Source organism: Leptothoe spongobia TAU-MAC 1115 (assembly GCF_018739885.1).
Taxonomy (GTDB): Bacteria; Cyanobacteriota; Cyanobacteriia; order Phormidesmidales; family Phormidesmidaceae; genus Leptothoe; species Leptothoe spongobia.
In genome coordinates this window covers 70,322-95,384 of record NZ_JADOES010000019.1, presented here as the reverse complement: position 1 = coordinate 95,384, position 25,063 = coordinate 70,322, and the positions used below count along the sequence as shown (strand labels likewise).

23 protein-coding genes and 1 tRNA gene are annotated in these 25,063 nt (G+C 48.6%); 16 read left to right on the top strand and 8 right to left on the bottom strand.

Translation table 11 applies throughout. The features are described 5' to 3' along the window. From IXB50_RS11515 to IXB50_RS11505, 3 genes are all read left to right on the top strand, one after another. Nucleotides 1-720, top strand: a 720-nt coding sequence (locus tag IXB50_RS11515) for a pentapeptide repeat-containing protein (RefSeq protein WP_246564423.1), incomplete at its 5' end; no start/stop codon positions are given. Nucleotides 721-725: 5 nt separating this feature from the next. Further along, nucleotides 726-875, top strand: coding sequence for a hypothetical protein (locus IXB50_RS11510; protein ID WP_215609103.1), 150 nt, complete (start codon nucleotides 726-728; stop codon nucleotides 873-875). Between the two features lie 31 nt (nucleotides 876-906). Next, complete coding sequence (locus IXB50_RS11505) at nucleotides 907-1,431, top strand: thioesterase domain-containing protein (RefSeq protein WP_246564422.1); 525 nt, start codon at nucleotides 907-909, stop codon at nucleotides 1,429-1,431. A gap of 29 nt (nucleotides 1,432-1,460) precedes the next feature. On the opposite strand, the gene IXB50_RS11500 is transcribed toward IXB50_RS11505, so the two are convergent. Then, on the bottom strand, nucleotides 1,461-3,689 hold the full coding sequence (locus IXB50_RS11500) for an NADP-dependent isocitrate dehydrogenase (RefSeq protein WP_215609102.1): 2,229 nt from the start codon (nucleotides 3,687-3,689) through the stop codon (nucleotides 1,461-1,463). A 403-nt stretch (nucleotides 3,690-4,092) separates the two neighbouring features. Here IXB50_RS11500 and IXB50_RS11495 point away from each other — a divergent pair, with 403 nt between their 5' ends. Next, complete coding sequence (locus IXB50_RS11495) at nucleotides 4,093-5,787, top strand: hypothetical protein (protein ID WP_215609101.1); 1,695 nt, start codon at nucleotides 4,093-4,095, stop codon at nucleotides 5,785-5,787. Here IXB50_RS11495 and IXB50_RS11490 read toward each other — a convergent pair. After that, nucleotides 5,751-7,373, bottom strand: coding sequence for a 2-isopropylmalate synthase (locus IXB50_RS11490; RefSeq protein ID WP_215609100.1), 1,623 nt, complete (start codon nucleotides 7,371-7,373; stop codon nucleotides 5,751-5,753). The two genes, IXB50_RS11495 and IXB50_RS11490, sit on opposite strands and share 37 nt — an antisense overlap. A gap of 143 nt (nucleotides 7,374-7,516) precedes the next feature. Next, the gene (locus tag IXB50_RS11485) at nucleotides 7,517-8,497 is read right to left on the bottom strand and encodes an alpha/beta fold hydrolase (protein WP_215609099.1); all 981 of its coding nucleotides are present in this window, start codon (nucleotides 8,495-8,497) and stop codon (nucleotides 7,517-7,519) included. 57 nt (nucleotides 8,498-8,554) lie between these two features. On the opposite strand from IXB50_RS11485, the gene IXB50_RS11480 reads away from it, so the two are divergent. Continuing rightward, nucleotides 8,555-10,177 carry an ABC1 kinase family protein gene (locus IXB50_RS11480; RefSeq protein WP_215609098.1) on the top strand — a complete coding sequence of 541 codons (1,623 nt, stop codon included), beginning with the start codon at nucleotides 8,555-8,557 and terminating at the stop codon, nucleotides 10,175-10,177. A 275-nt stretch (nucleotides 10,178-10,452) separates the two neighbouring features. Further along, on the top strand, nucleotides 10,453-11,172 hold the full coding sequence (locus tag IXB50_RS22470) for an HAD hydrolase-like protein (protein ID WP_215609097.1): 720 nt from the start codon (nucleotides 10,453-10,455) through the stop codon (nucleotides 11,170-11,172). Here IXB50_RS22470 and IXB50_RS11470 read toward each other — a convergent pair. Beyond that, entirely contained in the window at nucleotides 11,108-11,833 is a 726-nt protein-coding gene (locus IXB50_RS11470) for a GUN4 domain-containing protein (RefSeq protein ID WP_215609096.1), read from the bottom strand. The genes IXB50_RS22470 and IXB50_RS11470 overlap by 65 nt on opposite strands. A gap of 129 nt (nucleotides 11,834-11,962) precedes the next feature. Continuing rightward, the gene (locus IXB50_RS11465) at nucleotides 11,963-12,625 is read right to left on the bottom strand and encodes a response regulator transcription factor (protein WP_215609095.1); all 663 of its coding nucleotides are present in this window, start codon (nucleotides 12,623-12,625) and stop codon (nucleotides 11,963-11,965) included. 526 nt (nucleotides 12,626-13,151) lie between these two features. On the opposite strand from IXB50_RS11465, the gene IXB50_RS11460 reads away from it, so the two are divergent. After that, nucleotides 13,152-14,864 (top strand): DMT family transporter, encoded by a 1,713-nt coding sequence (locus IXB50_RS11460; RefSeq protein WP_215609094.1) that lies wholly within the window; start codon nucleotides 13,152-13,154, stop codon nucleotides 14,862-14,864. Nucleotides 14,865-14,931: 67 nt separating this feature from the next. On the opposite strand, the gene IXB50_RS11455 is transcribed toward IXB50_RS11460, so the two are convergent. Further along, a tRNA-Ser gene (locus IXB50_RS11455) sits at nucleotides 14,932-15,018 on the bottom strand. Between the two features lie 194 nt (nucleotides 15,019-15,212). On the opposite strand from IXB50_RS11455, the gene IXB50_RS11450 reads away from it, so the two are divergent. From IXB50_RS11450 to IXB50_RS11420, 7 genes are all read left to right on the top strand, one after another. After that, nucleotides 15,213-15,581, top strand: coding sequence for a 2Fe-2S iron-sulfur cluster-binding protein (locus tag IXB50_RS11450; protein WP_215609113.1), 369 nt, complete (start codon nucleotides 15,213-15,215; stop codon nucleotides 15,579-15,581). 61 nt (nucleotides 15,582-15,642) lie between these two features. Next, the gene (locus IXB50_RS11445; protein WP_215609093.1) at nucleotides 15,643-16,470 is read left to right on the top strand and encodes an inositol monophosphatase family protein; all 828 of its coding nucleotides are present in this window, start codon (nucleotides 15,643-15,645) and stop codon (nucleotides 16,468-16,470) included. Between the two features lie 149 nt (nucleotides 16,471-16,619). Then, entirely contained in the window at nucleotides 16,620-17,600 is a 981-nt protein-coding gene (locus IXB50_RS11440) for a J domain-containing protein (protein ID WP_326520780.1), read from the top strand. Nucleotides 17,601-17,703: 103 nt separating this feature from the next. After that, a complete protein-coding gene (locus IXB50_RS11435; protein ID WP_215609092.1) occupies nucleotides 17,704-18,912 on the top strand; it encodes an ATP phosphoribosyltransferase regulatory subunit in 1,209 nt (402 codons plus the stop codon). A gap of 119 nt (nucleotides 18,913-19,031) precedes the next feature. Next, on the top strand, nucleotides 19,032-19,259 hold the full coding sequence (locus tag IXB50_RS11430; protein ID WP_163671302.1) for an indolepyruvate ferredoxin oxidoreductase subunit alpha: 228 nt from the start codon (nucleotides 19,032-19,034) through the stop codon (nucleotides 19,257-19,259). 131 nt (nucleotides 19,260-19,390) lie between these two features. Then, nucleotides 19,391-19,678: an HU family DNA-binding protein gene (locus IXB50_RS11425; protein ID WP_322745011.1), complete on the top strand. Its 288-nt coding sequence runs from the start codon at nucleotides 19,391-19,393 to the stop codon at nucleotides 19,676-19,678. A gap of 438 nt (nucleotides 19,679-20,116) precedes the next feature. Next, entirely contained in the window at nucleotides 20,117-20,620 is a 504-nt protein-coding gene (locus tag IXB50_RS11420; protein ID WP_215609091.1) for a hypothetical protein, read from the top strand. A gap of 309 nt (nucleotides 20,621-20,929) precedes the next feature. Here IXB50_RS11420 and IXB50_RS11415 read toward each other — a convergent pair whose 3' ends face one another. Continuing rightward, a complete protein-coding gene (locus IXB50_RS11415; protein WP_215609090.1) occupies nucleotides 20,930-21,964 on the bottom strand; it encodes a TIGR00341 family protein in 1,035 nt (344 codons plus the stop codon). A gap of 325 nt (nucleotides 21,965-22,289) precedes the next feature. On the opposite strand from IXB50_RS11415, the gene IXB50_RS11410 reads away from it, so the two are divergent. After that, a complete protein-coding gene (locus IXB50_RS11410) occupies nucleotides 22,290-22,685 on the top strand; it encodes a phospholipid-binding protein (protein WP_215609089.1) in 396 nt (131 codons plus the stop codon). Nucleotides 22,686-22,944: 259 nt separating this feature from the next. Here IXB50_RS11410 and IXB50_RS11405 read toward each other — a convergent pair whose 3' ends face one another. Beyond that, nucleotides 22,945-23,934 (bottom strand): sugar transferase, encoded by a 990-nt coding sequence (locus tag IXB50_RS11405; RefSeq protein WP_215609088.1) that lies wholly within the window; start codon nucleotides 23,932-23,934, stop codon nucleotides 22,945-22,947. A gap of 537 nt (nucleotides 23,935-24,471) precedes the next feature. On the opposite strand from IXB50_RS11405, the gene IXB50_RS11400 reads away from it, so the two are divergent. Then, the gene (locus IXB50_RS11400; RefSeq protein ID WP_215609087.1) at nucleotides 24,472-25,059 is read left to right on the top strand and encodes a GIY-YIG nuclease family protein; all 588 of its coding nucleotides are present in this window, start codon (nucleotides 24,472-24,474) and stop codon (nucleotides 25,057-25,059) included. The last annotated feature ends 4 nt before the right edge of the window (nucleotides 25,060-25,063 follow it).

Here is a 25,063-nt window from a genome sequence, read left to right as displayed (position 1 = left end):
AGATTAATGACAACGATATTATTGGGTGGTTTACTCACTGCTGTTACTATAGTCAAAACAACTGAGAAACGCTATATCGTCGCCATAGGCATCGTTGGAACTCTTGCTGGAGTTTTAGCTGGAGCCTCAGCGAGCCTTACAACCTCAGGCATTGTCATAGCCGGAGTGATTGTTGGAAGCATCATCCTTGCTGGAGCGACAGTCGAAGCCTTAGCGGTGGCCACCGCCGTAGCCATCGCTGAAGGGATGGTCGGAGTTATATCCGTAATCCTGGCTCTAGCTGTAGCGATCCTCTTTGCCGGGGTTGCAACCCTCTTGGTATCCATCCATATAACCCTATCCATCGCCTTGGGCGGAGGCAGTATTGGTTCTGTAGCTATCACCATTACTGTAGTTGGAGCCGTAGCCATTGCTGTAGCTATAACGTTAGCGGGAACCTATATCGGGTATCGAGCACTGGCAGGAGAACAAAGAGATGAGTGGATTCGTTCTGTTTCCATGGCGTTAGCCACTATGGGAGGGACCAGTTTTCGTGGAGCTATGTTAACTGATGCTGACTTCTCTCGGGCTAATCTTAAAGGCGCAGACCTAAGGCGGGCTTTGCTGCTACGTACCCGTTGGCGAGACGCTAAAAAACTCGACCGTGTGCGTCCAGGAGAGACTTATCTAAATAATCCGAACATTCGCCAGCAAGTGATCAGCGGCGACGTACAACTTTGAGAGTTATGAGTAGGGTTGCGATCGCAACCCTGATAATCGACCAAAACAGCGGACCTGCCGCCACCTCCGGCGACCTTATCGACTTCACCAACAACGTTATCGAGCTAACCGAAAAGCTGGACATCCCCATCGAGCTGAAATTAAGCCATTTTTAAGCCAGTGAATACCTGACACAAGCATAAACCAATGGCCGTAAACTTTTCAGCTATGCTGATGATTGCCATTACGGCAAACCCTCTTAAAAACTCAGACAATATGGCCCTTGATCGCATCGCCGTAGAACAGTACCTCCACGAACACATTCCCCTGTCCAAAGCGATGGAGGTAACCGTCACCTCCATCGATCAGACAAGCGTGATCCTATCGGCACCGTTAGCGCCCAATATCAACCACCGCAACACTGTATTTGGTGGCAGCATTTCTACATTAGCCATTCTCTCAGCCTGGACCTTTGTTCATGTGAGGTTACAGACATTGAACATGCCTAGCCGTATTGTCATTCAAAGCAACAGCCTGGAATACACCAATCCTGCCCTGGGAGATTTTCAAGCCCATTGCCTGGCCCCTGATAGCAAATCCTGGCAACGCTTTATCAACACCCTGTCTAAGCACGGAAAAGGCCGTATAACCCTTTCATCAGAAGTGTATTCAAATGAAGTGCTAGTGGGTAAATTTCAAGGCAAATACGTTGCCCTGAAACCCACTCACTGAGAGTGCTACATACTTATGTGGATTTGGTATTAAACCACAGCCAATGCAGTATTCAAGGTCTCGCTAGGTCGCATTGCCTGACTTGTCTTCTCTACATCAGTCAGATAATAACCTCCAATATCCACCGACTTACCCTGAGCTGCATTGAGTTCACCCACAATCTTGGCTTCATTTTCGCTCAGATACTGAGCCAGTTTCGTAAACTTAGCCTTAAGGTCCCTATTCTGATCCTGCTCAGCTAAGGCCTGCGCCCAGTACATTGCCAGATAAAAATGACTGCCGCGATTGTCTATCTCATGAACCTTACGAGACGGGGATTTCATATTGTCCAAATACTGGCTATTGGCCTTATTAAGCGCCTCCGCCAAAATCAACGCATTCTCATTGTTAGTCTTCCGCCCCATATCTTCCAGGGTGACCGCCAAGGCTAAAAACTCCCCCAGAGAGTCCCAACGCAGATGGCCTTCACTTAAAAACTGTTTTACATGCTTGGGAGCCGATCCACCGGCCCCGGTTTCAAACAATCCACCACCCGCTAACAACGGCACAATGGAAAGCATCTTTGCACTAGTGCCCAGCTCAAGGATGGGGAAAAGATCAGTGAGATAGTCCCTTAAGACATTGCCAGTGACGGAGATAACATTTTTCCCAACTTTAATCTGCTCACAGGTGAAGCGCATGGCATCCGCCGGGGATAAAATTTTGATATCCAGCCCTGTGGTGTCATGGTTCGGCAAATACTGCTTCACCTTGGCAATTAGATTAGCATCATGGGCACGGTTGGCATCGAGCCAGAAGACGGCTGAGCAGCCTGTGGCTTTAGCTCGATTGACAGCGAGTTTTACCCAATCCTGAATTGGTAGATCTTTGGTCTGACACATACGCCAGATATCGCCCTGCTCCACCCTGTGCTCCATCAAGGGTTGTCCAGCTGCATCAACCACCCGGACAGTTCCATTAGTCGGGAGCTCAAACGTTTTGTCATGGGAACCATACTCTTCTGCTTTTTGAGCCATTAGTCCCACATTAGAGACATTGCCCATCGTTGTTACATCAAAGGCTCCATTCTCCTGGCAGAATTTGATGCATTCCTGGTACATGGTGGCATAGCACCGGTCAGGAATCATCGCCTTGGTGTCATAAGGATTGCCGTCAGGTCCCCACATTTTGCCAGAGGTGCGAATGGAGGCAGCCATAGAGGCGTCAATGATCACATCACTGGGCACATGGAGATTGGTGATGCCTTTATCAGAGTCCACCATGGCCAGCTTAGGCCGTTTAGCATAGCTAGCCTGTAAATCAGCTTCAATCGCTGCACGCTGGGCATCAGGTAATGTCTGGATTTTGGCGTATACATCACCCACACCATTGTTGGGGTTAACCCCTAACTCGGCAAAGATATCAGCATACTTTTCAAAGACATCTTTAAAGTAGATCGTAACGGCATGGCCAAACAAAATGGGATCCGACACTTTCATCATCGTTGCCTTGACATGGAGAGAAAGTAGGATATCGTCCGCTTTTGCCTGGTCAATCTCCTTTGTATAGAATGCGCGAAGGGCCTTAATGCTCATGACCGCTGCGTCTAAAACTTCGCCCTCTAAGACCGCTGTCTTGTCTCTTAGAACAGTTATAGAGCCATCTGCTGCTAATAGTTCAATCTTGACATTGCCAGCATTTTGAACAACAACGGATTTCTCACTCCCATAAAAATCACCACTGGTCATATGGGCAACGTGGGATTTGGAAGCAGCTGTCCATTCACCTACACGATGAGGATTTTTTTGTGCGTACTGTTTAACGGCAGCAGCTACTCGTCGATCAGAATTTCCTTCTCGCAGGACAGGGTTAACGGCGCTGCCCAGTACTTTGGCATATCGAGCTTTAATGTCGGCTTCGGCCTTATTTGTAGGCTCAGCGGGATAATCAGGCACGTCATACCCCTTGTCCTGTAGCTCTTGAATGGCCGCTGTCAGTTGGGGAATGGACGCGCTGATGTTAGGCAGCTTAATGATATTAGCTTCTGGGGTTTTTGCCAGGCTCCCCAACAGTGTTAAGGCATCTGGCAGCCGCTGCTCAGCCGTCAGCCGGTCAGGAAAGTTGGCAATAATCCGCCCTGCCAGGGAAATGTCACTCGTTTCGACAGTGACATCAGCAGCCCCTGTAAAAGCTTGAATAATCGGTAGGAAAGAATACGTGGCCAGAGCGGGGGCTTCATCTGTCAATGTGTAGATGATTTTGGATGTTTGAGCGGTCATGTATCTGCTTACCTGTCGATTATGTGTTCTGGAAAGTTAGAGGGGGCTACTTGCCAATGAACATTGTATGACCATTGGTGTATAACGAGTTTTCAAGTTGATTTAACCATGTTGGCTCAACAATACAGGCTAGGATTAAACCTGTACTACTGTGGTTAATTTTTCGCTGAACCATAAGTCCAAAGTTCCCAAATTCGTCACGATGCGAAGAAGGCTGTTTCCATTAGTTATTTGGGTTGCTTTAATTGTTTTTGCGGCTGGTACTTTCCAGTCTCAGGATACGATTCCGTCCAATTTGGTGGCACCGTTAGTTACAAAGACGCCAAAACTGCCATCTGATCAAGCCGGGTACTATTATTCAGCAAGTCATGAACCGATAGCATATGTGGCTGACGCTGTCACAATGACACGGTTTAGCCCCATTAACTTCAACCTACTTCCCACCTTAGTCTTAGAAGTTCCAGTCGGGATTGAGGTCCTCAAGGGATTGCGGAAACTGACCATTGCAGCACCCGAGAGAATTTTGCGTCATGGTGAGGTTTATCAACGTTATCGCATTGTGCCAGATTCATTGGAGACATCGAAATTCACGTTTTTCTGGCGTAGTTCTTTGCCTGCAGGAACGACTCACAAGGCTTACTACTATGCCGAATGGTCCAATGGACAGCAAGATAGACAAGAGCTACAGATAAATGTGATTGCCTTGCCCCAAGGACGATTGTTCGAGAAAATTCCTGTTTGGTATAGTATCCCATCCGATATGGCTGATATTTGGGGCAGTCCTGATGATTATCGCCGTGGTGGCTTCAATACATTGGATATATGGGCCTATCTTTCTCCACAGGAGAAAGACTGGGGAGAGAGGATTATTAAACGTGTTATTGATCAGTACAGTGCCGCTGATATTGATGTTTGGGCCTGGCCTGGGGATTGGTGGTGGAAAGAAGCTCCTCAATCTGCTGATGGACGGGCAATGGCTATTGACGGTGAGCCGACAAAAGATTTAAATCTTCTCTATCGAGGAGAACAATATTCCCATTGGTTGACGGCGGGTAAACGCCTGATTGACCATGGTTTTTATACCCATGTTGTAGATCCTGAAATCTATCGCCGGGTGGACAAGTCTGTGGGCTATGGCAAGCGGGCTAAAGCGGATTTTCGGCAATATCTGATGGACAATGAGATCACGCTACCTGAGGATGATCCCAGTGTGTTTATGCGACGTCAGCGTCAATATCCTGAAGCTGTGAGACTCTGGCACAAATGGCGGGCTAAAAAATATACCGATTTCTTTGTGGACTATCGCAAGGAGATGGAAGATTATATGGAGAGTCTTAGGATTGATCGGCCTTTTCGGTTTGTGATTTATTCCACCTATCATTTCCAATGGGATTCTTTTTATGGCTATGACGACTATGAGACGGCACCGCCATACCTGTTGACCCTGGAGGATCCTAAGGATCTAAGTGATCGAGCCTTTGATGTTATGGCTCCCATGATCTATCCCGATTTATATCCTGCCAATGGGAGACGTCAACATTATGATTTGACACTACCGTGGAAAGATACCTATTCGCTGCATCAGCTGGTGGGAGATGAGACTCCGATCATGCCACTGCTGAGTACTGGCTATCCGTTTACAGTCTACGAACGGGACCTATCCGCAGAGATGCTGAAATACAACATCCTAGAAACCATTGCGGGGGGGGCAAAAGGATTTGGATTTTGGGGTGAAGGGATTCAAGATGCCCTAGATATGGCGGTTGTTGGCAATCTTGTTGACAAGCTGGTACCGGCAGAACAGGTGATTCTCAAGGGCACACCATTTGTGACCGCACCTGTTAGTGGAGTTGCCTTTGTAAAAGGGATCAGCTCCCCCGAGGGGGCCCTAATCCTGGTGTCAGAATATTCTGACATCTCCCAGGTGGTGGAAATTGCCAGCCCCATGCCAGGCACAGTCATTGACATTGAGACAGAAGAAACAGTGGCGAAACTGTCTGAACCGGGACAAACGTTTACGATTTCCCTCACTGAACGTCGTGCCAGGATGTTTTATGTGTCCTATACACCAGTGCCTGCAGGAACAGCCATCCGCTGAGGAGAAAGCGATGAACCGGCAACCTGAGTGGAACCGTATAGGCGATTTAGGGCCTGCATATAGGCATGGGCTGAGGCCACAACAATGTCAGTGTTGGCAGCGTGTCCCGAGTAGATGCGCTGGTCGTGTCGCAAGCGAATGGTAACTTCACCAATGGCGTCAATACCGGCAGTGACAGACTGGACTGAGTATTCGATCAAGGCGTTGGGAATGTCAACGACTCGATTGATGGCTTTATAGATGGCATCGACCGGCCCAGTACCGATGGCGGCATCCATCAGTTCTTCCCCGTTGGGTGTGCGGATGGTGACGGTCGCGGTGGGGCGAGCGTTGCTGCCGCAGGATACTTGGACTAGCTCTAACCTAAAGTGCTCGGCCACCTGCTGGGTTTCGTCGTTGACGATGGCTTCCAGGTCGCGATCGCTAATTTCCTTTTTCTTATCTGCCAGATCCTTAAACCGCAAAAACGCCTTATTCAAATCCTGGTCCGATAGCTCATAGCCCAGCTCCTGCAGACGACTGCGGAAGGCATTACGGCCAGAGAGTTTACCTAAAACAATCAGATTATCGTTAAGACCAATGGTCTGGGCATCCATGATCTCGTAGGTGAGCCGATTCTTGAGCACACCGTCCTGGTGAATGCCAGATTCATGGGCAAAGGCATTGGCCCCGACAATGGCTTTGTTGGGCTGCACTAGCATGCCAGTGACGCTGGAGATTAGCCGCGAGGTTTTGTAAATTTCGGTGGTGTTGATATGGGTCAGGGGCACCTCGGAATCCGCCGGACGTCCGAAGAAGGGGTTGTAATACTGGCGGCGCACATGCATGGCCATGACCAACTCTTCAAGGGCCGCATTGCCCGCCCGCTCACCGATACCGTTGATGGTGCATTCGAGCTGTCGGGCTCCATTTTTGACGGCTTCCAGGAAGTTGGCGACGGCCAGACCCAGGTCGTTGTGGCCATGGACGGAAATCACTGCCTGGTCCACGTTGGGCACGTTGTCGGCAATGCCCTTAATCAGTCCGCCAAATTCGCTGGGGGTGAGATAGCCAACGGTGTCGGGGATATTGATGGTGGTGGCTCCGGCTGCGATCGCAACTTCCAGCACCTGATACAAAAACTCAGGCTCTGACCGCCCCGCATCCTCTGGCGAAAACTCCACATCGTCCGTAAAGCCCTTGGCAAAGCGCACCATCTCATCCGTAATCGCCAGCACCTGCTCTCGCGACTTCTTGAGCTTGTACTTCATGTGGATATCCGACGTCGCAATAAACGTGTGAATGCGACCCTTTGCAGCCGGTTCCACCGCCCTTGCGGCGGCTTCGATATCCTGTTTGGTGGCTCGGGCCAGACCACAGATGGTCGGACCTTCCGCCACACCTACTTCCTGGGCAATCCGCTGTACTGCCTCAAAGTCACCAGGGCTAGCATAGGGAAATCCTGCCTCAATAATGTCCACACCCAGTCTGGCCAATTGACGAGCCACTGCTAGCTTTTCTTCGACATTCATCGTCGCCCCAGGAGACTGTTCTCCATCGCGTAGGGTGGTGTCAAAAATTAAAACTCGATCAGGCTGGGTAGTCATCAGTGGCGACGGCTGTAGGTAATATTTCTAACTATTGTAAAGTGCCCATTGCCACTTCATGGGCTGGATACTGATTTGGTTGTGAACCTGTAACAACCTCGTAACAGGCAGACGTGCCGGTGTCGTTGATAGTCCGTGAGTACCTAACGCCTCCGTGAACACTTAATCAACATGCGGTCAATGGCTTCGAGCATGGCATCCGGCTGATCGAGCCAAACAAAATGACTGCTGCCCTGGGCCGGTAAACTTAGACTTTGTGTGGATAGACGCATTAACCCATGGTGCATTTTGGTCCACAGGTTATCAACGGCTTCCAGGGGTAGAGGTTTGAGCAGTGGTGTGGGGATAAAGAAGTGACTGGCCTTAATGTTAATCACGGGCAGTGCCCCTAAACTCTCTACTTTACTCAGTTGCTCATTGCTGGTGTTAAGGCTGAACATTTCACGGGCCATGGTAAACCAGTGCTTTGGTCGAACAAAGGACCGGAGCACCGGGGCTAGCTGGGCCGGGCTGTACTGTCTGAGCTGGGGGCTGAGCACCTGAAAGATGCCCAGCTGCTGAAGAATACGAATAAAGCCTAAGGCGGAACCCACCACAGACATCAAGAAACCGGCTGTAAATATGAATTTCATCACCTGTAGACTGCCTGGTAGTCTGGCCATGCCATCTTCGTGGAGACCATCGGTCAGAATTAGCCCCGCCACCTGGTCTGGATAGGTGTGGGCATAGAGGCGCATGGTATAACTGCCCAGAGAATCGCCCACCAGAATGTAAGGTGCAGGAATATTTGCCTGACGTAGTAAGGCTTCTAGCTCTTCAACCATCTCCCCACTATTACGGGGATTGGGACTATTCGAGCTCCAACCGTATCCTGCTCGATCGTAGATGCATACATCCGCAAACTCGGCGATGTCATCAATCAGCAGATACCCCTCTACCCCACCGAGACTGTGGTCCAAAATTACGGTGGGCTGGTTGGGCTGTGGTCGCCCTCGTCGGTACAGGTGTAGTTTGCAGTCTCCAATGTCATAGATCGTTCCTGGTGGTGACGTTTGATCTTCCTGGCGGCAGCACCAGAGTTGGTAAGCCGTTGTGCAGAGGAGAATGAGGTTGCGTAGCCACATGGAGTATGGGGAAAGAACTGCTAGCATCAGACCGAGACTACTTTACCCAAGAGCTGCATGCTAACGCCAAATCTTATTTCCCGGCAGGGCGAAATTGTGGAGGTGTTTTTACGCCATGGCTGGGATTATATGCGGCGATTGCTAGTGGGCAAGGCTCCTGAAGAGCCGGATATTCCCCCACCTGCTGTGCTACGAAATATTTTGACGGATTTAGGGCCGGTCTATATCAAATTTGGGCAGTTGTTGAGTACGCGCCCTGATTTACTACCGCCGGCCTATATTGAGTCCTTGAGCTTGCTACAGTCGACGGTGCCGCCTGTGGATGCGGTGACGATCCAGGCATTTTTACGCCAACATCTGAACCCAGATGAGGTGTTTTCAGAGGTCAATTATACTGCGATCGCATCTGGTTCTATCGGTCAGGTTCACCGCGCCATCCTCAAAAACGGTCAACCCGTCGCCCTTAAGATTCAGCGTCCTGGCATCGAGATCCAGGTACGGCGCGACATGGCCCTGATTCGAGATATTGCCAAACTAGTGGCCAGTACTCAGTTTGGCCAGCGTTATAACGTAGTCGCTCTGGCTGACGAATTTAGCACCGCCCTCAAAGCCGAACTGGACTTTACCACTGAGGCTACCTACACCGACCAGCTCCGCCAAAATCTTGCCAAGAGTCATTGGATTGAAAGCCATCAGCTAGCCGTTCCTGAAATCATTTGGCCCCTCACCCAGCCCAAAGTGCTGGTGATGCAGTGGTTAGACGGCCAGCCAATTCTGTCTGCAGCCATGGGCAGCCAGGCTGATAAACGCAATGCCCTCAGTAGTTTGCTGTTTCGGTCCTTTTTTCAGCAATATTTTATCGACGGCTTTTTTCATGCTGACCCCCATCCAGGCAACATTTTCTACCTCAGGGATGGTCGAGTTGCGTTGCTAGATTGCGGCATGATGGGACGGTTAGACCCTCAGACTCGCGCCACATTGACAGAAATGGTGTTAGCCATTGTCAGTTCCGATGCCCAGCGCTGTGCCCAGCTCACATTGCAGCTAGCAGAACCACTTCAGGCTGTTGACCTGGCCAAGCTAGAGCACGATTATAGCCGTCTCCTATCTCGCTATTACGGTCTCGCACTGAAAAACTTTAATACAGCCGTGGCCTTTGCCGAGGTCTTAGAAGCCGGTACCCGTAATCATTTACGTTGGCCTGCCAATATCGGTCTGTTTGCTAAGTCTCTGGCCAATCTAGAAGGCGTCGCCCGACAATTTAATCCCCAGATTAATCTAATTGCTGAGATTCGTCCGCTGATGGTGGACCTGTTCCGTCAACAGCTGATTGGCGATGATCCGCTCCAAGCCCTGCTAAGAACGGGACTAGAGTTTCGTAACCTTTCTCTCTCTGCCCCCCGCCAGTTTGGATTTCTCCTCGATCGTCTAAGCGAAGAAACCCTGGTCTGGAACGTGAATATCAAGGACCTTACCAGTCTGCAGAAAAGTATTGAACAAGCCGCCAATCGCCGTTCCTTTAGCACCGTAGTGGCTGCATTAATTATCGGAGCTGCCATTATTTCTAGCAATCAGACCAATACCCAATTGCAGTGGCTTAGCACCAGCCTATTTGCCGCCGCCACGTTACTCGGCATCTGGCTGATCATCAGTATCCTCCGCTCAGGCCGCTGGCGTTAGACACTCTCCAAAATCCTATTCTTACAGCCCCATCCCACCCCATAGCAGGATAATTTGCTACCACAATCAAGAGTCAGTAAGGCTAAAGTATTTATACATGGGGCATTTATATCGCTAGTAACTGACTGAGGGCCATCCTTTGAGCCAACTATTCGTTAATCACTATCTTGGCCTAAGAATTTTTTTAGGCATATTCTAGGTTTGGGCATAGATAAATAGCTGCCCTAAGTTACTATTCCTGACATTTTTCGATTGTTTTTTTACACCATCCACACGTGGCCGTTCTCATTTTTGACTTTGACGGTACGATCGCTGACACATTAGACACGATCGTCACTATTACGAATCATTTAGCAGCTCACTATGGCTATCCTCAGACAACGCCGGAACGGTTGAAGCATCTGCGTACCCTGAGTACAGGAGAGCTGTTGGCTCAATCCCATGTACCTCTATTTCAGGTACCGTTTCTCATGCGACGCGTGCGGCGGGAGCTACGTCACGATGTGGATACTATTCAGACGTTTCAGAACTTAGGTGATGTGCTGTTAACGCTGGCAAAGGACGGTCACACCATTATGATTGCCAGTTCTAATGCACCCTCCACGATTAATGCGTTCCTAAAACGTCATGATCTAGGCCACGTATTTAGCGAGGTTTATGGCAACATTGGCCTTTTGGGAAAGGCCCGCAGCCTGCGCCGCATAATGCGCCGTCACCGGTTAATACCTGAAGAAATTCTGTACGTTGGTGACGAAACCCGTGATATTGAAGCGGCCCGCTGCCAGGGATTGGCCGTTGCTGCGGTGAGTTGGGGATTTAGCGATCGCACTGCCCTAGAAGCCCAGGGACCCACATTTTTGGTAGATACCCCGGAAGACCTGTACCAGGTCGTGGGTGAATTTCACAGAAGCCAGCAGAGACGATCCGTTTTTATTGGTTCCAGGCGGCATGAGAGAGCAGAAACTCCATCATACGTACCCCACGCAGCTGATTAGACAGGGGTAAATGGCCTACAGGGGCTGATAGATCCCAGACAAACTCACCAGGATAGCGAGTCCAAATATTGCCTGATTTCCAGGCTAATTTTTCCCACAGGCGGTTCCAATTTTGATTGAGACCGAGCCATAGCTCCCGCTGTTTTGAAAACCCAAACCGATCCTCTGAGTAAACTCGCCACAGCCGATCAATGGTGAGCAGATCGGCCACTGGAAAACTGTCCACTTCAGTAAAGTACACCCATTTACGCTGCACAGCGGCTGGCCCAGCGAGTTCACAAAGTTTTTGTAGGGTAACTCGGTCGGCGGCTTCAAACTCTTGAGCCATCAGCAATTCCTGCAATGGCTGATAGTCTACACCCCGATCAGAATTTAGAGGGACGATGCCATGGGGATACGTTTTAGCTAAAAACGTTTGGCCCGCCACTGAATCACTGGTGCTCAGTAGCTGATAAGCCCTGCCTGCCGCTGGTCCACAGTTAGCTACGTCCTCCAGAAAATTAATCAGAACAGAAATTCCAGACTCGCCAGTATTGGCCAATTCTGTCACGGCACTAAGCTGGCGCTTTAGATTATTGGAAAGGAGCTGTTCGGTCAGCTTAGACGTTTGAGCCGGGTCTAAGGGGATGGCCGTTGGAGAATCAGCGGATACGTTACTCATATTGGTCGTTTACAACATCAGCAACTGATGTTGCTTAAACATTGCTTTAGTAATCAGCCAAACCTCAGGCTACCTCACAATGTCAAGGCAACACAAGTTAACATACACTACTTGATTATTTAGGTTTATTTATTTAGACTCACTCGAATTGACTGGTCGGTAGCCATTTTCAAAGGCATAGCGAATCAGCTGAGAGCGATTTTCTAGCGATAGCTTGCTCAGAATATTGCTCAGGTGGGTTTGTACTGTCCTGGGACTAATAAATAAGTGTTCGCCAATTTGCTTGTTGGTAAAGCCCTGGATCACTTCCCAAAACACCTTTTCCTCTGCGGGTGTAAGCGGGAGTGGCTCTGGCGTTGGTGGCTGCGCGGCCTCCGGAGCTGGCATTTGTTGTACCAGACGAATGATTTCTGCATGCATTCGTCGAGAGCGTTCTAGTTGAGCATCGATTTTAGCGATCAATTCTTTGGGATGAAAGGGCTTGACGATGTAATCGTCAGCGCCTTTGGAATGCCCCTGAATCCGATCATCCAATTCACCACGCCCTGACAAAAAGATAAAGGGCACCAACTGACCTGAGCGAATTTCCCTAAGTTTAGTGCAGAATTCATAACCGTCCATCTCAGGCATCATCACATCTGAGACGACTAAGTCGGGCTGATCTTGTTCAAATAGAGCCAGTCCTTCGGTCCCAGAAGATGCGTGGCTAACCTGAAATCCTCGCTCTCGCAGATAGCGGGTCAATGCAGCCCGCAACGTGATGTCATCATCAACAATAAGGATTTTTTTCATCCTAACTTCAGCTGCCTCAGAATACTTGCTAAACCCTCGAACTGAACTCCCACAGATATATCTAATAAATTAATTCTACCAATCCTACAACTACAAAGCTGGCATTGCATGTCCTTTATTACAGAGGCTTACTTTTTGAGTGAAAATTTAGAGATTATCAATAGCTGATAGTCGAGAGCCTGAGATTGTTCAGCTGAGCTTACGGTCTTGATTACGCCTAGATAGTACCCAACTGTAGAAAAAAGGTTGCTGTTGGGACCACGAGTGATATCTCAGGATTAAGTTTTTCTAAGCATGGCAGAAGACCCATATTTCCTGGTTTAAGTAATGTGATGGTTTATAGATTGGAAACCGTTTTGAACGGCGCTATGGTTCCGTTATTCTGGGTTGGCTGATACGGTTGGCTGATACAGTGGCGACCAGTGTCGACAGCAATGCGAAACTTGGGTATAAAGCAGGGTATGGCTTGGCTAAGGGCAGATAGAGGACTGATGTCACAGGTGAAGCATATATAAGAGGGAGCAACATGGGTGAGTCTGGGAGCCAGGGCACGAATGACCCACTAATGCAATCACTGGATGATGACTTTCAGTCATTGCAGCGTCACTTTGCCGATCAGTTAACCAAGGATATTGAGTACCTGCAGACGGAAAAGCAGCGTCTGATCAGTGACCTTGAAGCGCTACGTGTCGAGTATGACCAGCTTTACATCGATTACCAATCCCTAAAAAATGAGTCAGATGCCACCCTTTCAAAGCGTCAGTTAGCTCAGCAAAATGCTTGGGCAAAACGCTTGGCCCAGGTGCTAGCGCAAAATTTACGGGAAGATCTCCACGCCTATGTGACGAATTCGGTGGAACTGCCCACCCCCACCCAGGACTGGCTCTACTCTCTAGATGACACGCTCAATCGTAGTGTCAAGGCACTGCAGCATGATCTCAGCAGCTATCAAAGTGCCATTGCGCAGCAACTGATCCGCATGCAAACCATGGAACAGCAAGGGGAGGTGATCCTGGCAAACCTGGTGGAGCGGCTGAGTAGTCAGCTAGGCGATCACCTGGATCAGTCACCCACATTAACGGGAACGTCACTGCCTAGCGCCCTCGACAATCGGCCCTTGCAGGATGGTAGTGCGGTGGTGGGGAGTCGTACCTATATGGAGCGCCCTCGCCCCGACCAGGTGACAGCAGGGGGCACTCGTCGGGTAGTGCCGCCCTATAGAGGGAAAACGGTTAAACCGACGACGGTTAAACCGGCGTTGGTCAGTTCGTCTAAGCACGGTAGTCCTTTAAAAAGTGGTGCCACTTTAAAGAAGGGCATGGTACTTTGTGCGATCGCAACATTTGGATTTAGCGCCATTACCGTGTTGGTCGGTGGGCTTAGTTTTGGTGGCAATCTATTGGGTGTCGCCTTGACGGGGCTGAATACATTTAGCTTCTTTAATGCCAATACATTACTTTGGCTGCAGCTAGTGGTCTTGATTCCAGTTTTAGCGATACTAGCTCCCCTGTTATATCGCTCAGTATGGCGAGATGTGGGACAGTCGCTGCGTTCTCCCCCCCGATTGTTTGCCCTGATCGGCGGTGCGGTCTTTTACTTTTTTGCCCAGGTTTTATTGTTTCAAGCAGCTGGCACCATTGGTCCAGCCATGGCCGCTCCACTGATGTTTGCCTATCCTTTGCTGGCTGTGCCTTTACTGTGGTGGCTCAATGGCGATCGCCCCAACATATTAAGGGCGGTAGTGATGCTGGCCATTGCTATGGGAGTCGTATTAATTCTACGGCCCTTGTCATTAGAGAATATGGGGGCGGCTCTGCTGTCAGCCATTGCCTTTGCCTTGTACGTCGTGACCAATAGTCTCAGTCGTCAGAATCATCCGATCTCCACTGGGATGATTCAATACGGCATCATGGGATTACTCAGCACCATTATTTTGTTGATTCGTCCCTTGGTTGTGACTCAATCTCTATCAAATCAATTGATTTTAGGGGGACTGGCTTTGGGCGTCTTCGCCAGCGTTAGTCACTTCTTTCACTACACGGGGTTGCGATTAGTCGGTGGTTTACGCACAGCCTTAGTCGCAGCATCAACGCCTTTACTAACCGCGCTATTAGCAGTATTACTCCTGGCCAATCAGCCTGCTTTGCAGCTAATTCAATGGCCCGGCATCATTCTTATTACCTTAGGTGGAATGACATTATCCCTGGATAGACTCAGTCGGCAACGGCCAACTTCCTAAGAAGCTGACAACAGCAGTAGTACTAAATCCATTAGGACCAGTCTATTTAGAGTTGAATTAATAAGAACGGAGAGGGAGGGATTCGAACCCTCGAATGAGTCACCCCATTACAGCATTTCCAGTGCTGCGCCTTCGACCGCTCGGCCACCTCTCCAGGGTTATTTTTGCTAGAAAGTAAACTTTCATAGCCCAAATATCCTAGCAGAAAGTGGTACGTGTTTCATACGACTATCCCATTCCATGTCTCCCATTCCATGTCTCCCATTTCATGGGACTATCCCATTCCATGGGACTTATTCCCATTCCATGGGACTATTGCAAGACACCCCTGTCCTTTTATCTGGTTTTATGGCCCAAACTCATACGATCCATATTCATCACCGTCAAAAGAATTGTCACTACACAGCCCAGGTGCCTGACGATCGCTACATCCTACAAACAGCAGAAAACCAGGGAGCTGATTTACCCTTTGCCTGTCGAAATGGTGCCTGTACCACTTGTGCGGTGCGGATTATTTCTGGTGAAGTTGATCAGCCTGAGGCCATGGGACTGTCCCCAGGCTTGCGTGAAAAAGGCTATGCCCTACTGTGTGTTAGTTATCCTCGCACTGACCTGGAGGTGGAGACCCAGGACGAGGACGAAGTCTATGAGCAGCAGTTTGGTCGTTATTTTGGCAAGGGAAAAGTGCGATTTGGGTTGCCCTTGGATGAGGATTAAAGAAAATTGCGTAGGGTGGGCATGACCCACCGCCCATATTTGCGGTTAATCAATGAGCACAATGACCATATCTGAAGAAGATTTGCAGCGTTTTCTAGACGTAGCTACGGAGGCTGCCCTTGCCGGTGGTGCTGTTCTGCAAAAATATTGGGGAAATCTGTCCTCAATTCAGGAAAAGGGTCGGTCTGGGGATTTGGTCACCGAGGCGGATCGGGCATCTGAGGTGGAGGTCCTGGCGGTGATCAAGCGTCACTTTTCTGACCATGCCATTTTGGCTGAGGAGTCCGGTCAACTGGGGCAACTTGATAGTCCGTTATTATGGGCGATTGACCCCCTAGATGGCACCACAAACTATGCGCATCAGTATCCGTTGTGTGCAGTGTCCATTGGTTTACTGGTGGCAGGTGTACCCACAGTTGGGGTGGTGTATAACCCGATTTTGGGCGATCTCTATCGCGCGGCGAAGGGGTTGGGAGCCACCCACAATCGTCAGCCGATTCAAGTATCAACCACGGCAAAGCTGGCTGATAGCCTATTGGTCACTGGATTTGCCTATGATCGTCGAGAGACCATTGACAATAACTACGCTGAATTTTGCCATCTTACCCATCTCACTCAGGGCGTCCGGCGAGGCGGATCGGCTTCTATCGATTTAGCCCATGTGGCCTCTGGTTGTTTAGATGGTTATTGGGAGCGTGGCCTATCCCCATGGGATCTGGCTGCCGGTGTGGTGTTGATAGAAGAAGCTGGTGGCCAGGTAAGTGCCTATGACGGTAGCCCTTTTGATATTAACTCTGGCAGATTAATCGCTACAAACGGAGCCTTGCAGCAGGCCATTATTCAAGAATTAGGCACAGTACAGCCCCTCCCTCAATATAAGCCTGCGTAATTTGACGCTGTTTAATCCAAAGATTCAGTCAAACCAGATTCTGACGATGCAACTTTTCGATTATTTCTATTAGCTAGACACAATTTGAACCATTTTGGCGTCAATACTATTACAGGTATTAGATGCTAATACGGATAAACTAAGATAAGGTGTCACAAACAGCGATCGCAAAGATGCAGGTTAACCAAGGACTATTCAAACTGGACTTAGTGGACCACCACGCCATTTTGGGCGTCCCCCTAGATGCCGATGCGAAACAAGTCAGAAAGCGCTATCTAAAAATTGCGCGAAAATTGCATCCCGACAGTCTGCGTAGTGCTAGTGATGAACAAAAGCAGCAAGCCAGCGAGCTATTGTCTAAGCTGGTAAACCCTGCCTACGAAGTACTAAGCCAAGAAAAGACATCCGTTGAGCACAAAGTCAGTTTGAGATTAAAGGGTGAGCAGCTGCAAAAGCAACCTTCTCTGCTGCCGCTATCTACAGAGCAATCCAAGAAAGTTGCTAATAGCAATAATATTGACTACGAATACAGTAATGCGCTAAAACCCCTCGTACTTGAGCAATATGAATCGCTAGACACGGTGGTTGATACCATTGGAGAAATTAGCGAACTCAATGCAATTTACGTCATGCGCCAAGGACCAGGCGCATCGTCTCCCCAGGCTGCATCACCTTCTCCAACTGCGCCCAAGGACGTTACCCAAACCCAGCCTGATGAACCAGCCACAATGAGGGTAAAGTCCTCCAGTGAACGTCGTGCTGAATTAATTAAAAGCTTTATCAACCGGGCCAAGGAGTTCGAATACAAAGGGAATTTCTCACGGGCCATTGTAGAGCTGAGGGAAGCGGTTAAATCCCATCCCCAAAACCCCATATGCCATGCAGAGCTTGGACGTATGTATATGCGGAGTAATCAGCTCAAAATGGCCGGTATCCATACTAAGCGTGCTTTAGAACTGGATGAAAATAATGAGATCGCCGCTGATGTGAAAAAGAGGCTGGACGCCTATGCTAAGCGGATGACTAAAGATTCGACCTCTGCTGCACCTTCTGGAAAAGGCTCCAGCAAGGCTGCTAGCAAATCAGGAGGTCTATTCGGCGGCTTATTTGGCGGTAAAAAGCGTAAGTAGGTTGGATCGCTAGTCGCTCATCACCATCAGGCTTTAAGCTAATAGCAACTGTCCTAATGCATTAGGACAGTTGCTTGTCACATTAATCGCAGCCAGTACAGCAATGACCTATCAACCCCCCACGGGTGGACGCGATCTCTTCCCGGTAGATGTGGCGCAAAAGCGTTGGATTGAGGATCGTATTGAGGCCGTTTTCCAGCGCTGGAGCTATCAACGGATCATTACGTCCACTGTCGAAAGCATAGATACGCTGATGGCAGGCGGTGCAATTCGACAGTCGGATGTGATCGAACTCAATAGCCGTGGTGAACGTCTAGGCCTGCGTCCTGAGCTAACAGCCTCCATCGCTCGGGCCGCCGTGACTCGCATTAGCAACTATCCCCAGCGGCTTTATTATCATGCCAATGTCTTTCGGCAGTCATCGACAGGTAGTCAAGGTGGCCAACAAGAAGGGTATCAAGCCGGGGTAGAGCTTTTGGGTGCCAGTGGATCGCTAGCAGATGCTGAGGTCTTACTGATTATGACGGACTGTTTAGAAGCTTTGGGGCTCAAGGATTGGCATTTGCTGCTGAGTGAAGCCAGCCTAACGAGTTCTTTTTTAGCCCCGTTTCCGACGGGAGTACGGGAGCAAGTTAAAGTTGCGATCGCGGCTCTGGACCATGTCGCCATAGAAACCCTGCCGCTGTCCGATGAGTTACGGACGCTGGCCCTGACCATCATGAACCTGCGGGGAGAGCCCCGCACGATTCTTACCAAAGTAAGTCAGCTGTCCCTAAATGCCCAGCAGCAGGAAATTGTCGGCGAGCTCAAAAACCTGGTTGATTTGCTGGAAAGCACCTTTACTGAGTCAGCCCCCCAGTTAGTTCTGGACCTTAGTCTGATGCAAACCTTTGAATACTACACAGGTGTAGTGTTTGAAGCCGTGGTGCGCACCGAGCACACTTGCGAAGTCATCGGTCAAGGCGGTCGCTATGACAACCTACTCAGCCTGTTCCATCCTGAGCACGCATCCTATCCAGGTGTTGGTTTTGTCCTCAATGGCGAAACCCTGCAGCAGATTTTACAGCCGCAACTACCGACAGTCGTGGCCGAGAGCGATTGGCTCGTAGTCCCGACTACTAAGACCGCTGCCGCTGCTGCCATTACCCATGCTCAAAGCCTACGCCAGACAGACACATTAACCCGTGTAGAACTCAGCCTTGACCCTTCTTTGTCTGAGCAAACGCTGCGGCAGTTTGCTAGTCAGCGAAAAATCACCAATATCGCATGGGTCTCAGAACAGGGCGGTGTTCACGTAGAAAGCTTGAGCTAGGCAGCAACGCCCTCGATCGCCCTTTAAGATAAACAAATGTAACCATTTCTCCGTATATCTCTTAGGTTCTTAACCCTGGCGAATATACGTTTTGACGAACATTTACCCTAAGGAGAGCCGTGGCTCACTCTATAGTTACCGACGTTTGTGAAGGCGTGGCTGATTGCGTCGATGCGTGCCCTGTGGCTTGTATTCACGAGGGTCCCAAGAAAAATAAGAAAGGCACTGACTGGTACTGGATTGACTTCGATGTGTGTATCGATTGCGGGATTTGTCTGCAGGTGTGCCCAGTGGAGGGGGCAATATTACCTGAAGAAAAACCTGATTTACAGAAAACACCGGTTTAATTGAGCTAATGTAGGCTCAGTTTAAAGAAATCCAGTGTTCGTGATGCGGAAACTACCACGTTACGGTCGTTTTACTGGATTTAGTACTTGCGTCCTATTTGGACCTGTGCTAAAAATACCTGGAAGTATTGATTTCTCTTGCTATGAACAAAGGTGAACTGCTAGATACGGTAGCTGAAAAGGCCGGTGTTTCGAAGAAAGTTGCGGATGCTGTGGTATCTGCAACCATTGAGTCCATTATGGAGGCTGTTTCCAGTGGCGATAAGGTGACCTTAGTGGGGTTCGGTAGCTTTGAACCTCGCGATCGCAAACAGCGAGAAGGTCGCAATCCCAAGACCGGTGAGACTATGACAATCCCAGCAACGACAGTACCTGCATTCTCTGCAGGTAAGGCATTCAAGGAAAAGGTGGCTGCTTAAGATTAGATTTTGGGCGCTGCCGATTCTCGGTATCAATAAAGCTATGGGGTACAGGCCAACCACGGCTGTTACCTACAGGTTTATCAGCTAAATTAGCAGCGATAATTTTTTCGATGTAGCTCAAAGCCTTTGGGTTTAGACCAAAGCTTCAGTTAATACGGCGTAGCTAGGACTTTCAATGGCTGCGCCGTTTTATTTTGGTGCCATCTCAGAAATTCTGTTCTGAAGATCTTCAAAAAATAACAGATTTTCTTTCTGTTCCTTGGCCACCCAATCATCGATATCGTCAAGGCGAAGGGGGATGGATTGCCTTGAAACTGCGATTCATATCAAGTTGTTATGTTATGGCACTTTTGGGGCACCTTGTAGCGAACAGTGGGGGATTTAGAGTTGATTACCTCATTTCGGTCTGACATGAGTGCGGAGTGCAATATACCTATGCAGCATTTGGATTATTTTCAAGTGTTCCAGAATGATAAAACTATTGCAGAGGGTGTGACTCTGCCATCAGGTCAATTTGCCCTGTGCTGGCATGGACTTTGCCACAGCCATGGCGTATTTCCTAGCTTTGAGAGATTTAAGGGGATGCAGGCCAAACGCTCTGGACGCATTGTCAAGCAAGTAGCCTCGTCCCTGACGGCAGAGGCCTGTTCTAGAACGTTTTATTTGCAACGTAATGAGGATTGGAGCGGCATCAGTGGCACAGGCTTAGTGGCCGTCGGCTTTGAGTTCGACAGGTTAGCGATGCTTCACTGGCTAGATCAGCATGGCTCTACATTTTGGTACGAGAATGTAGCCATGGTTGAACGAGTACATGGCCACGAAGGACGAACGCAAATCGCCAGGTGCGACCTACGTCTTGATCGGACGTCTCAAGGTTCAAAGGCTGGAATTAGAGATGTCAGCCCTGCCGGATGCAGCCTAGCAGACTTACCTGAATGAGCCGCTATAAGTCTGATGCAGGTTCCAGACTGTTTTTATTAAAGTCAAGGGTATCAACTTAATGCGGGACGTTTTCTGGAAGATAGTAGTTGGTAGTTAGTCGTTAAACTCCAGTCAGGGACTAACGACCAACCACGAACCACTAACTTCCTGACTTGATCAGAATTTCCCGGCTTACGCGGATACCCAAAATCAACACTCAGTGTCCGTAGGGATTCTGTGGAACCCCCTTGAAGGAGGGGATAAGTTATATCAGATTCTCTCTTTTTAGGTCATTCTATTGTCTTGTCTATTCTTCTAGAGTGTCCCCTACTCCTCGCTGATGGGTTCACCACTGGCAGGTTGTACTTCTTGTCGTGTGACTTCTTGTACTTCGCTCACTTCAAAAATCAACTTAAACGGGCGCTTCATGCGAGCAGCTACATAATCCTCAAGTAATCCTACCTGTGTCGGCGTGACCGGTTCAACACTATAAACCGTTAGCCTTACCTCCGGTGGAGTCGCCAACCAATCAATATCACTATCGATCAACTCTAATCGCTGAAATGTCACCGTACCATTGACTAATGCATCCCGTACACTATCCTCCGCCCGATTCTGCCGCACCAATTCTATTAAGCTAATCGCCAATGGCACAATCAACGCTGCTGTAAAAATCAACGCAAACCGTAATGATTTTCGAGCTTTCTGAAACGGTGCATACCCCGTCAGCCAAAAGGCCAGCATACAGGACAGGGTAATGCCAATTAAATTAGTCAAGTAGAGTAGTGTTGCCCCCCAGCTCAAGCCTATCTTTCCTTGAGCCATACCTAACCCAATCACACAGACGGGTGGCATCAGGGCAACTGCGATCGCAGTTCCCGAAAGCGTATTCGAAATCTTGGGCTGCACCTTAGCAAATCCACTAATGCCGCCTGCCGTAATCGCAATGCCCAGATCGAGTAGCGTCGGTTCCGAACGGGCCCAGACTTCTGAGCCATATTCCGATAGACCCAGCATCAGACCGAGGGCAGTGGACAATGCGATCGCAATTGCTGTTCCCACACCCAGCGCCTTAGCGCCCTCCTTAAGTAGCTCAATATCGCCTTCCAAAAAACCAAAGGCCATGCCACGAATCGGTAACATTAGTGGCGCTACTAGCATCGCCCCAATAATGACCGCTGCACTATTAGAAAGGAGGCCCAATGTTGCGATAATACAGGCACCAATCGTCATCACGATGTAATCACGGTTGAGTTCCGAATCATCCATCAAGCTATCGCGCATATGTTTTAGCGCCATGGGCGATACCCGCCGCCCACCAAAATAGCGATTCGTTACCGTTTGCAACCCGTCTCGTACCATGGTTTGCCCTGTCGAAAACATCTTGTGCAACCGTGTTCAGACTATAGCAATTTCCTTCAATGCGCAGTTTGATGATTACGGACTGTGGCAATTACTTAAATCACGTCCAGGTTGAAACCTGTAGTTTCTCCCACGGTAAAACGACCGTTCTGGACGTGGCCAAGGTTTAATTCAGAAAATCTGACATCCAGCGCAGAAAAATACGCCATTAAACGTCATTAACGTTATTTGAATCTGAAGAAGTGCATAGGATCAGAAGTCGACCGGTATAGTCATTGTGAGGCATTTGCCCTATTCACTTGTGGTATTCACCTAGGAAATTTTCATGGGTTTTCTAAAACGTATTTTCAAGCAGGACAAGCCTGCAGGTGCCAGCACCAAAGCTGGCCGTCGTCCCGGTGCCAAGAAGAAGACGGTACCCTCGCCCACAGCGGCTGCCGCTAACACTACCGTCGCCACAGACAACGACGATATTCCCGCTTGCAAAATTGGCCTGACTGGCGAATTTGATGAAAGTGGCCTAGCCAAGCGCGTTACCCTCGCCTTTGATGAAGAGTCTGATTTAGATGATGTTGAAACTCTTTGGGTAGCTCAGCTTACTAGTAAGGTTGTCCTTAAGGGCAAAGTCCCTAGTCAGGCCATTCTCGATAAGATGGTTACCGTTGCTAAAGACGTTGAGGGCGCTACAGCAGTTGATACTAGTCAAGTAGAAGTTGGTTAAACCATCTGCAGTTAAGGCTTGTGGCAACTAGGAGCGGCAACGCTACCAAATAAATACCCAATAAAAAAGGGTGATGCTTTTTAGCATCACCCTTTTATTTATGCTTATAACAATCAACGGATGTATTCATCAACAGATATATTCATTGATTGAGGGGCAGGAGAACCTTATAACTTAAGGCTTTGAGGAATTTCTATTATTCCAACGAACCTGACAAATATGATCCAATTCAGTTCTTATCTTTTTTATATCAAAGGCTTTAGTGAGCACCAGAATCTTTGCTAAAGAGCACTAGTACCGTTTTGATAATCAGTTTGATGTCATAGAAGAAGCTCCAGTTTTCCTGGTAGCGCAAGTCCAACTTAATCACATCCTCAAACTTAGTGATGCTAGATCGGCCATTAACCTGCCATTCGCCGGTCATACCTGGCTTCACATTAAGTCGCTGCCATGCACCTACTTCATACTGATCAATTTCGTCTGGAGTAGGAGGTCGAGTCCCTACCAGACTCATGTCACCCTTCAGAACATTCCAAAACTGGGGAAATTCATCCAAACTGGTTTTACGCAAAAATGCACCAATTTTAGTAATGCGAGGATCGTTTTCGTTCTTAAATAGAGGACCTTCTACCTGATTAGCGACCTCGTTCTTCCGAGCTTCGGCATTCGTCACCATGGAGCGGAACTTCCAGATTCTAAACCGTCGACCTAACCAAGAGCAGCGGGTCTGAGCAAAGAATACAGGACCACCATCATCCAGCTGAATGATGATAGCCACTGGCACATATATTAAAGCAGTTAAAAATATGCCTACCAAGGCTCCTGCAATATCAAGGGCACGCTTTGCCTTGGAATTCACTGACGGATGAGTTTCAGGTAAAACCTGATCCTCTGCACTGTTCTTTTCAAGAGTAGATAAGGTAATGTCAAACACCTTATCTAGCTCGGTCAGAGAGAGCACCATCATAACTTGAGGTGGCACGTTGATCAGCCGTAACTTTGAGCCGTTAGCAGCACTTAAGCGATGACAAATCACAAGTGCACCGATACCGCTGCTGTCAATAAAGCGGGTTTCTGCAAAATCTAGAACCAGCTCAGATAAATCAGAATGCTCAGCAAAAAGAGTTTGGCACTGCTGTTTGAATGCTGTCGCCTCGACCACAGCTACGCTGACAGGTAGCTGTATAGTTTGAAACTCCGATTGGACTAGGGCTGACGCAGGAGAAGACGTCTTAACACTATCGACCATAAATCTAATAGCAATACTTACAACAGGCTGTCAGAATAATCGGCAACTTTAAATTGCCCAGAAGTTCCATCAGACGGGTTATCTATCTATCCATCTATATATATTGGCTTCGTCAGCATAACGAATAAACATTAAGCAGTTACTAATACCACTCGCATTTATCGCCAGTGCAACTCAGCATTTATGCGGTAGCCGCCCTCTGCTGTATTTAATTCTAAGTAACAACAACAAAATCTAACCTAAGAAAGAGTATTGTCCACAGAATCAATACAAACTAGACCCCAGACTCGGTAATTTTCTTCATAATTCCTAGTCATTTTTACAGCATCCCTTGGGGAGTGTCATCACTTAGAACATGACGCCGGTCTGAGAATATCTATAACTACAATGCCTGACGGTTCCATTCCTGACAAAACCTGCTTTTACATCTGTAATGACAGTTGTAAAGCATGTATTCTTGATGCTAGATAGAGAGGTATCATCTTTATTTAGAATGATGATACCCCCACATCTAGCGTCATTCCTGGAATCCTTACCATGGGTACACGTAAACAAACATCCCTGCTCAGTGAGGCGGCTCAACAAGCTGTCAGCCAGTCTCGGTTTGAGAATTTGCAGCCTCAAACGCCCCTGAGTCAGCAGGAGGTCACTGAGTGGAAATGTAAAGTTGCTACATTTCAGATGTCCGTAAAAACGGCACCAATCATGCAACAAGCTTGCCTGTTTGAACAGAGCGGTGATCCTGCTGATGAAATTGATCCCTTTGCGTTACCTCAACAAAATACGGAATTTTGGCGTTGGCAATATAGTGATGTGGGGATAGCGGCTCTTTATTTTGTAATTGATTACCACAGCGAATTGCTGTTGTACGTGGGTGAAACAGTAAAATCAAATCAGCGTTGGAAAGGGGAACATGATTGCAAACGCTACTTGATGAACTATCGTCAAGCCCATTATCATCACAATCTAGAAAGTCAGTTGGGGATAGCCTTTTGGCGTCATGCTCCCGCTGAGCGACGCCCCCGTCAAAAGGTAGAATCGGCCTTGATCTATAAGTGGCGCTCACCATTTAACAAAGAAAATTGGAGGTTTTGGGGAACACCCTTCATCAGTATGGGTGGTTAGTTAT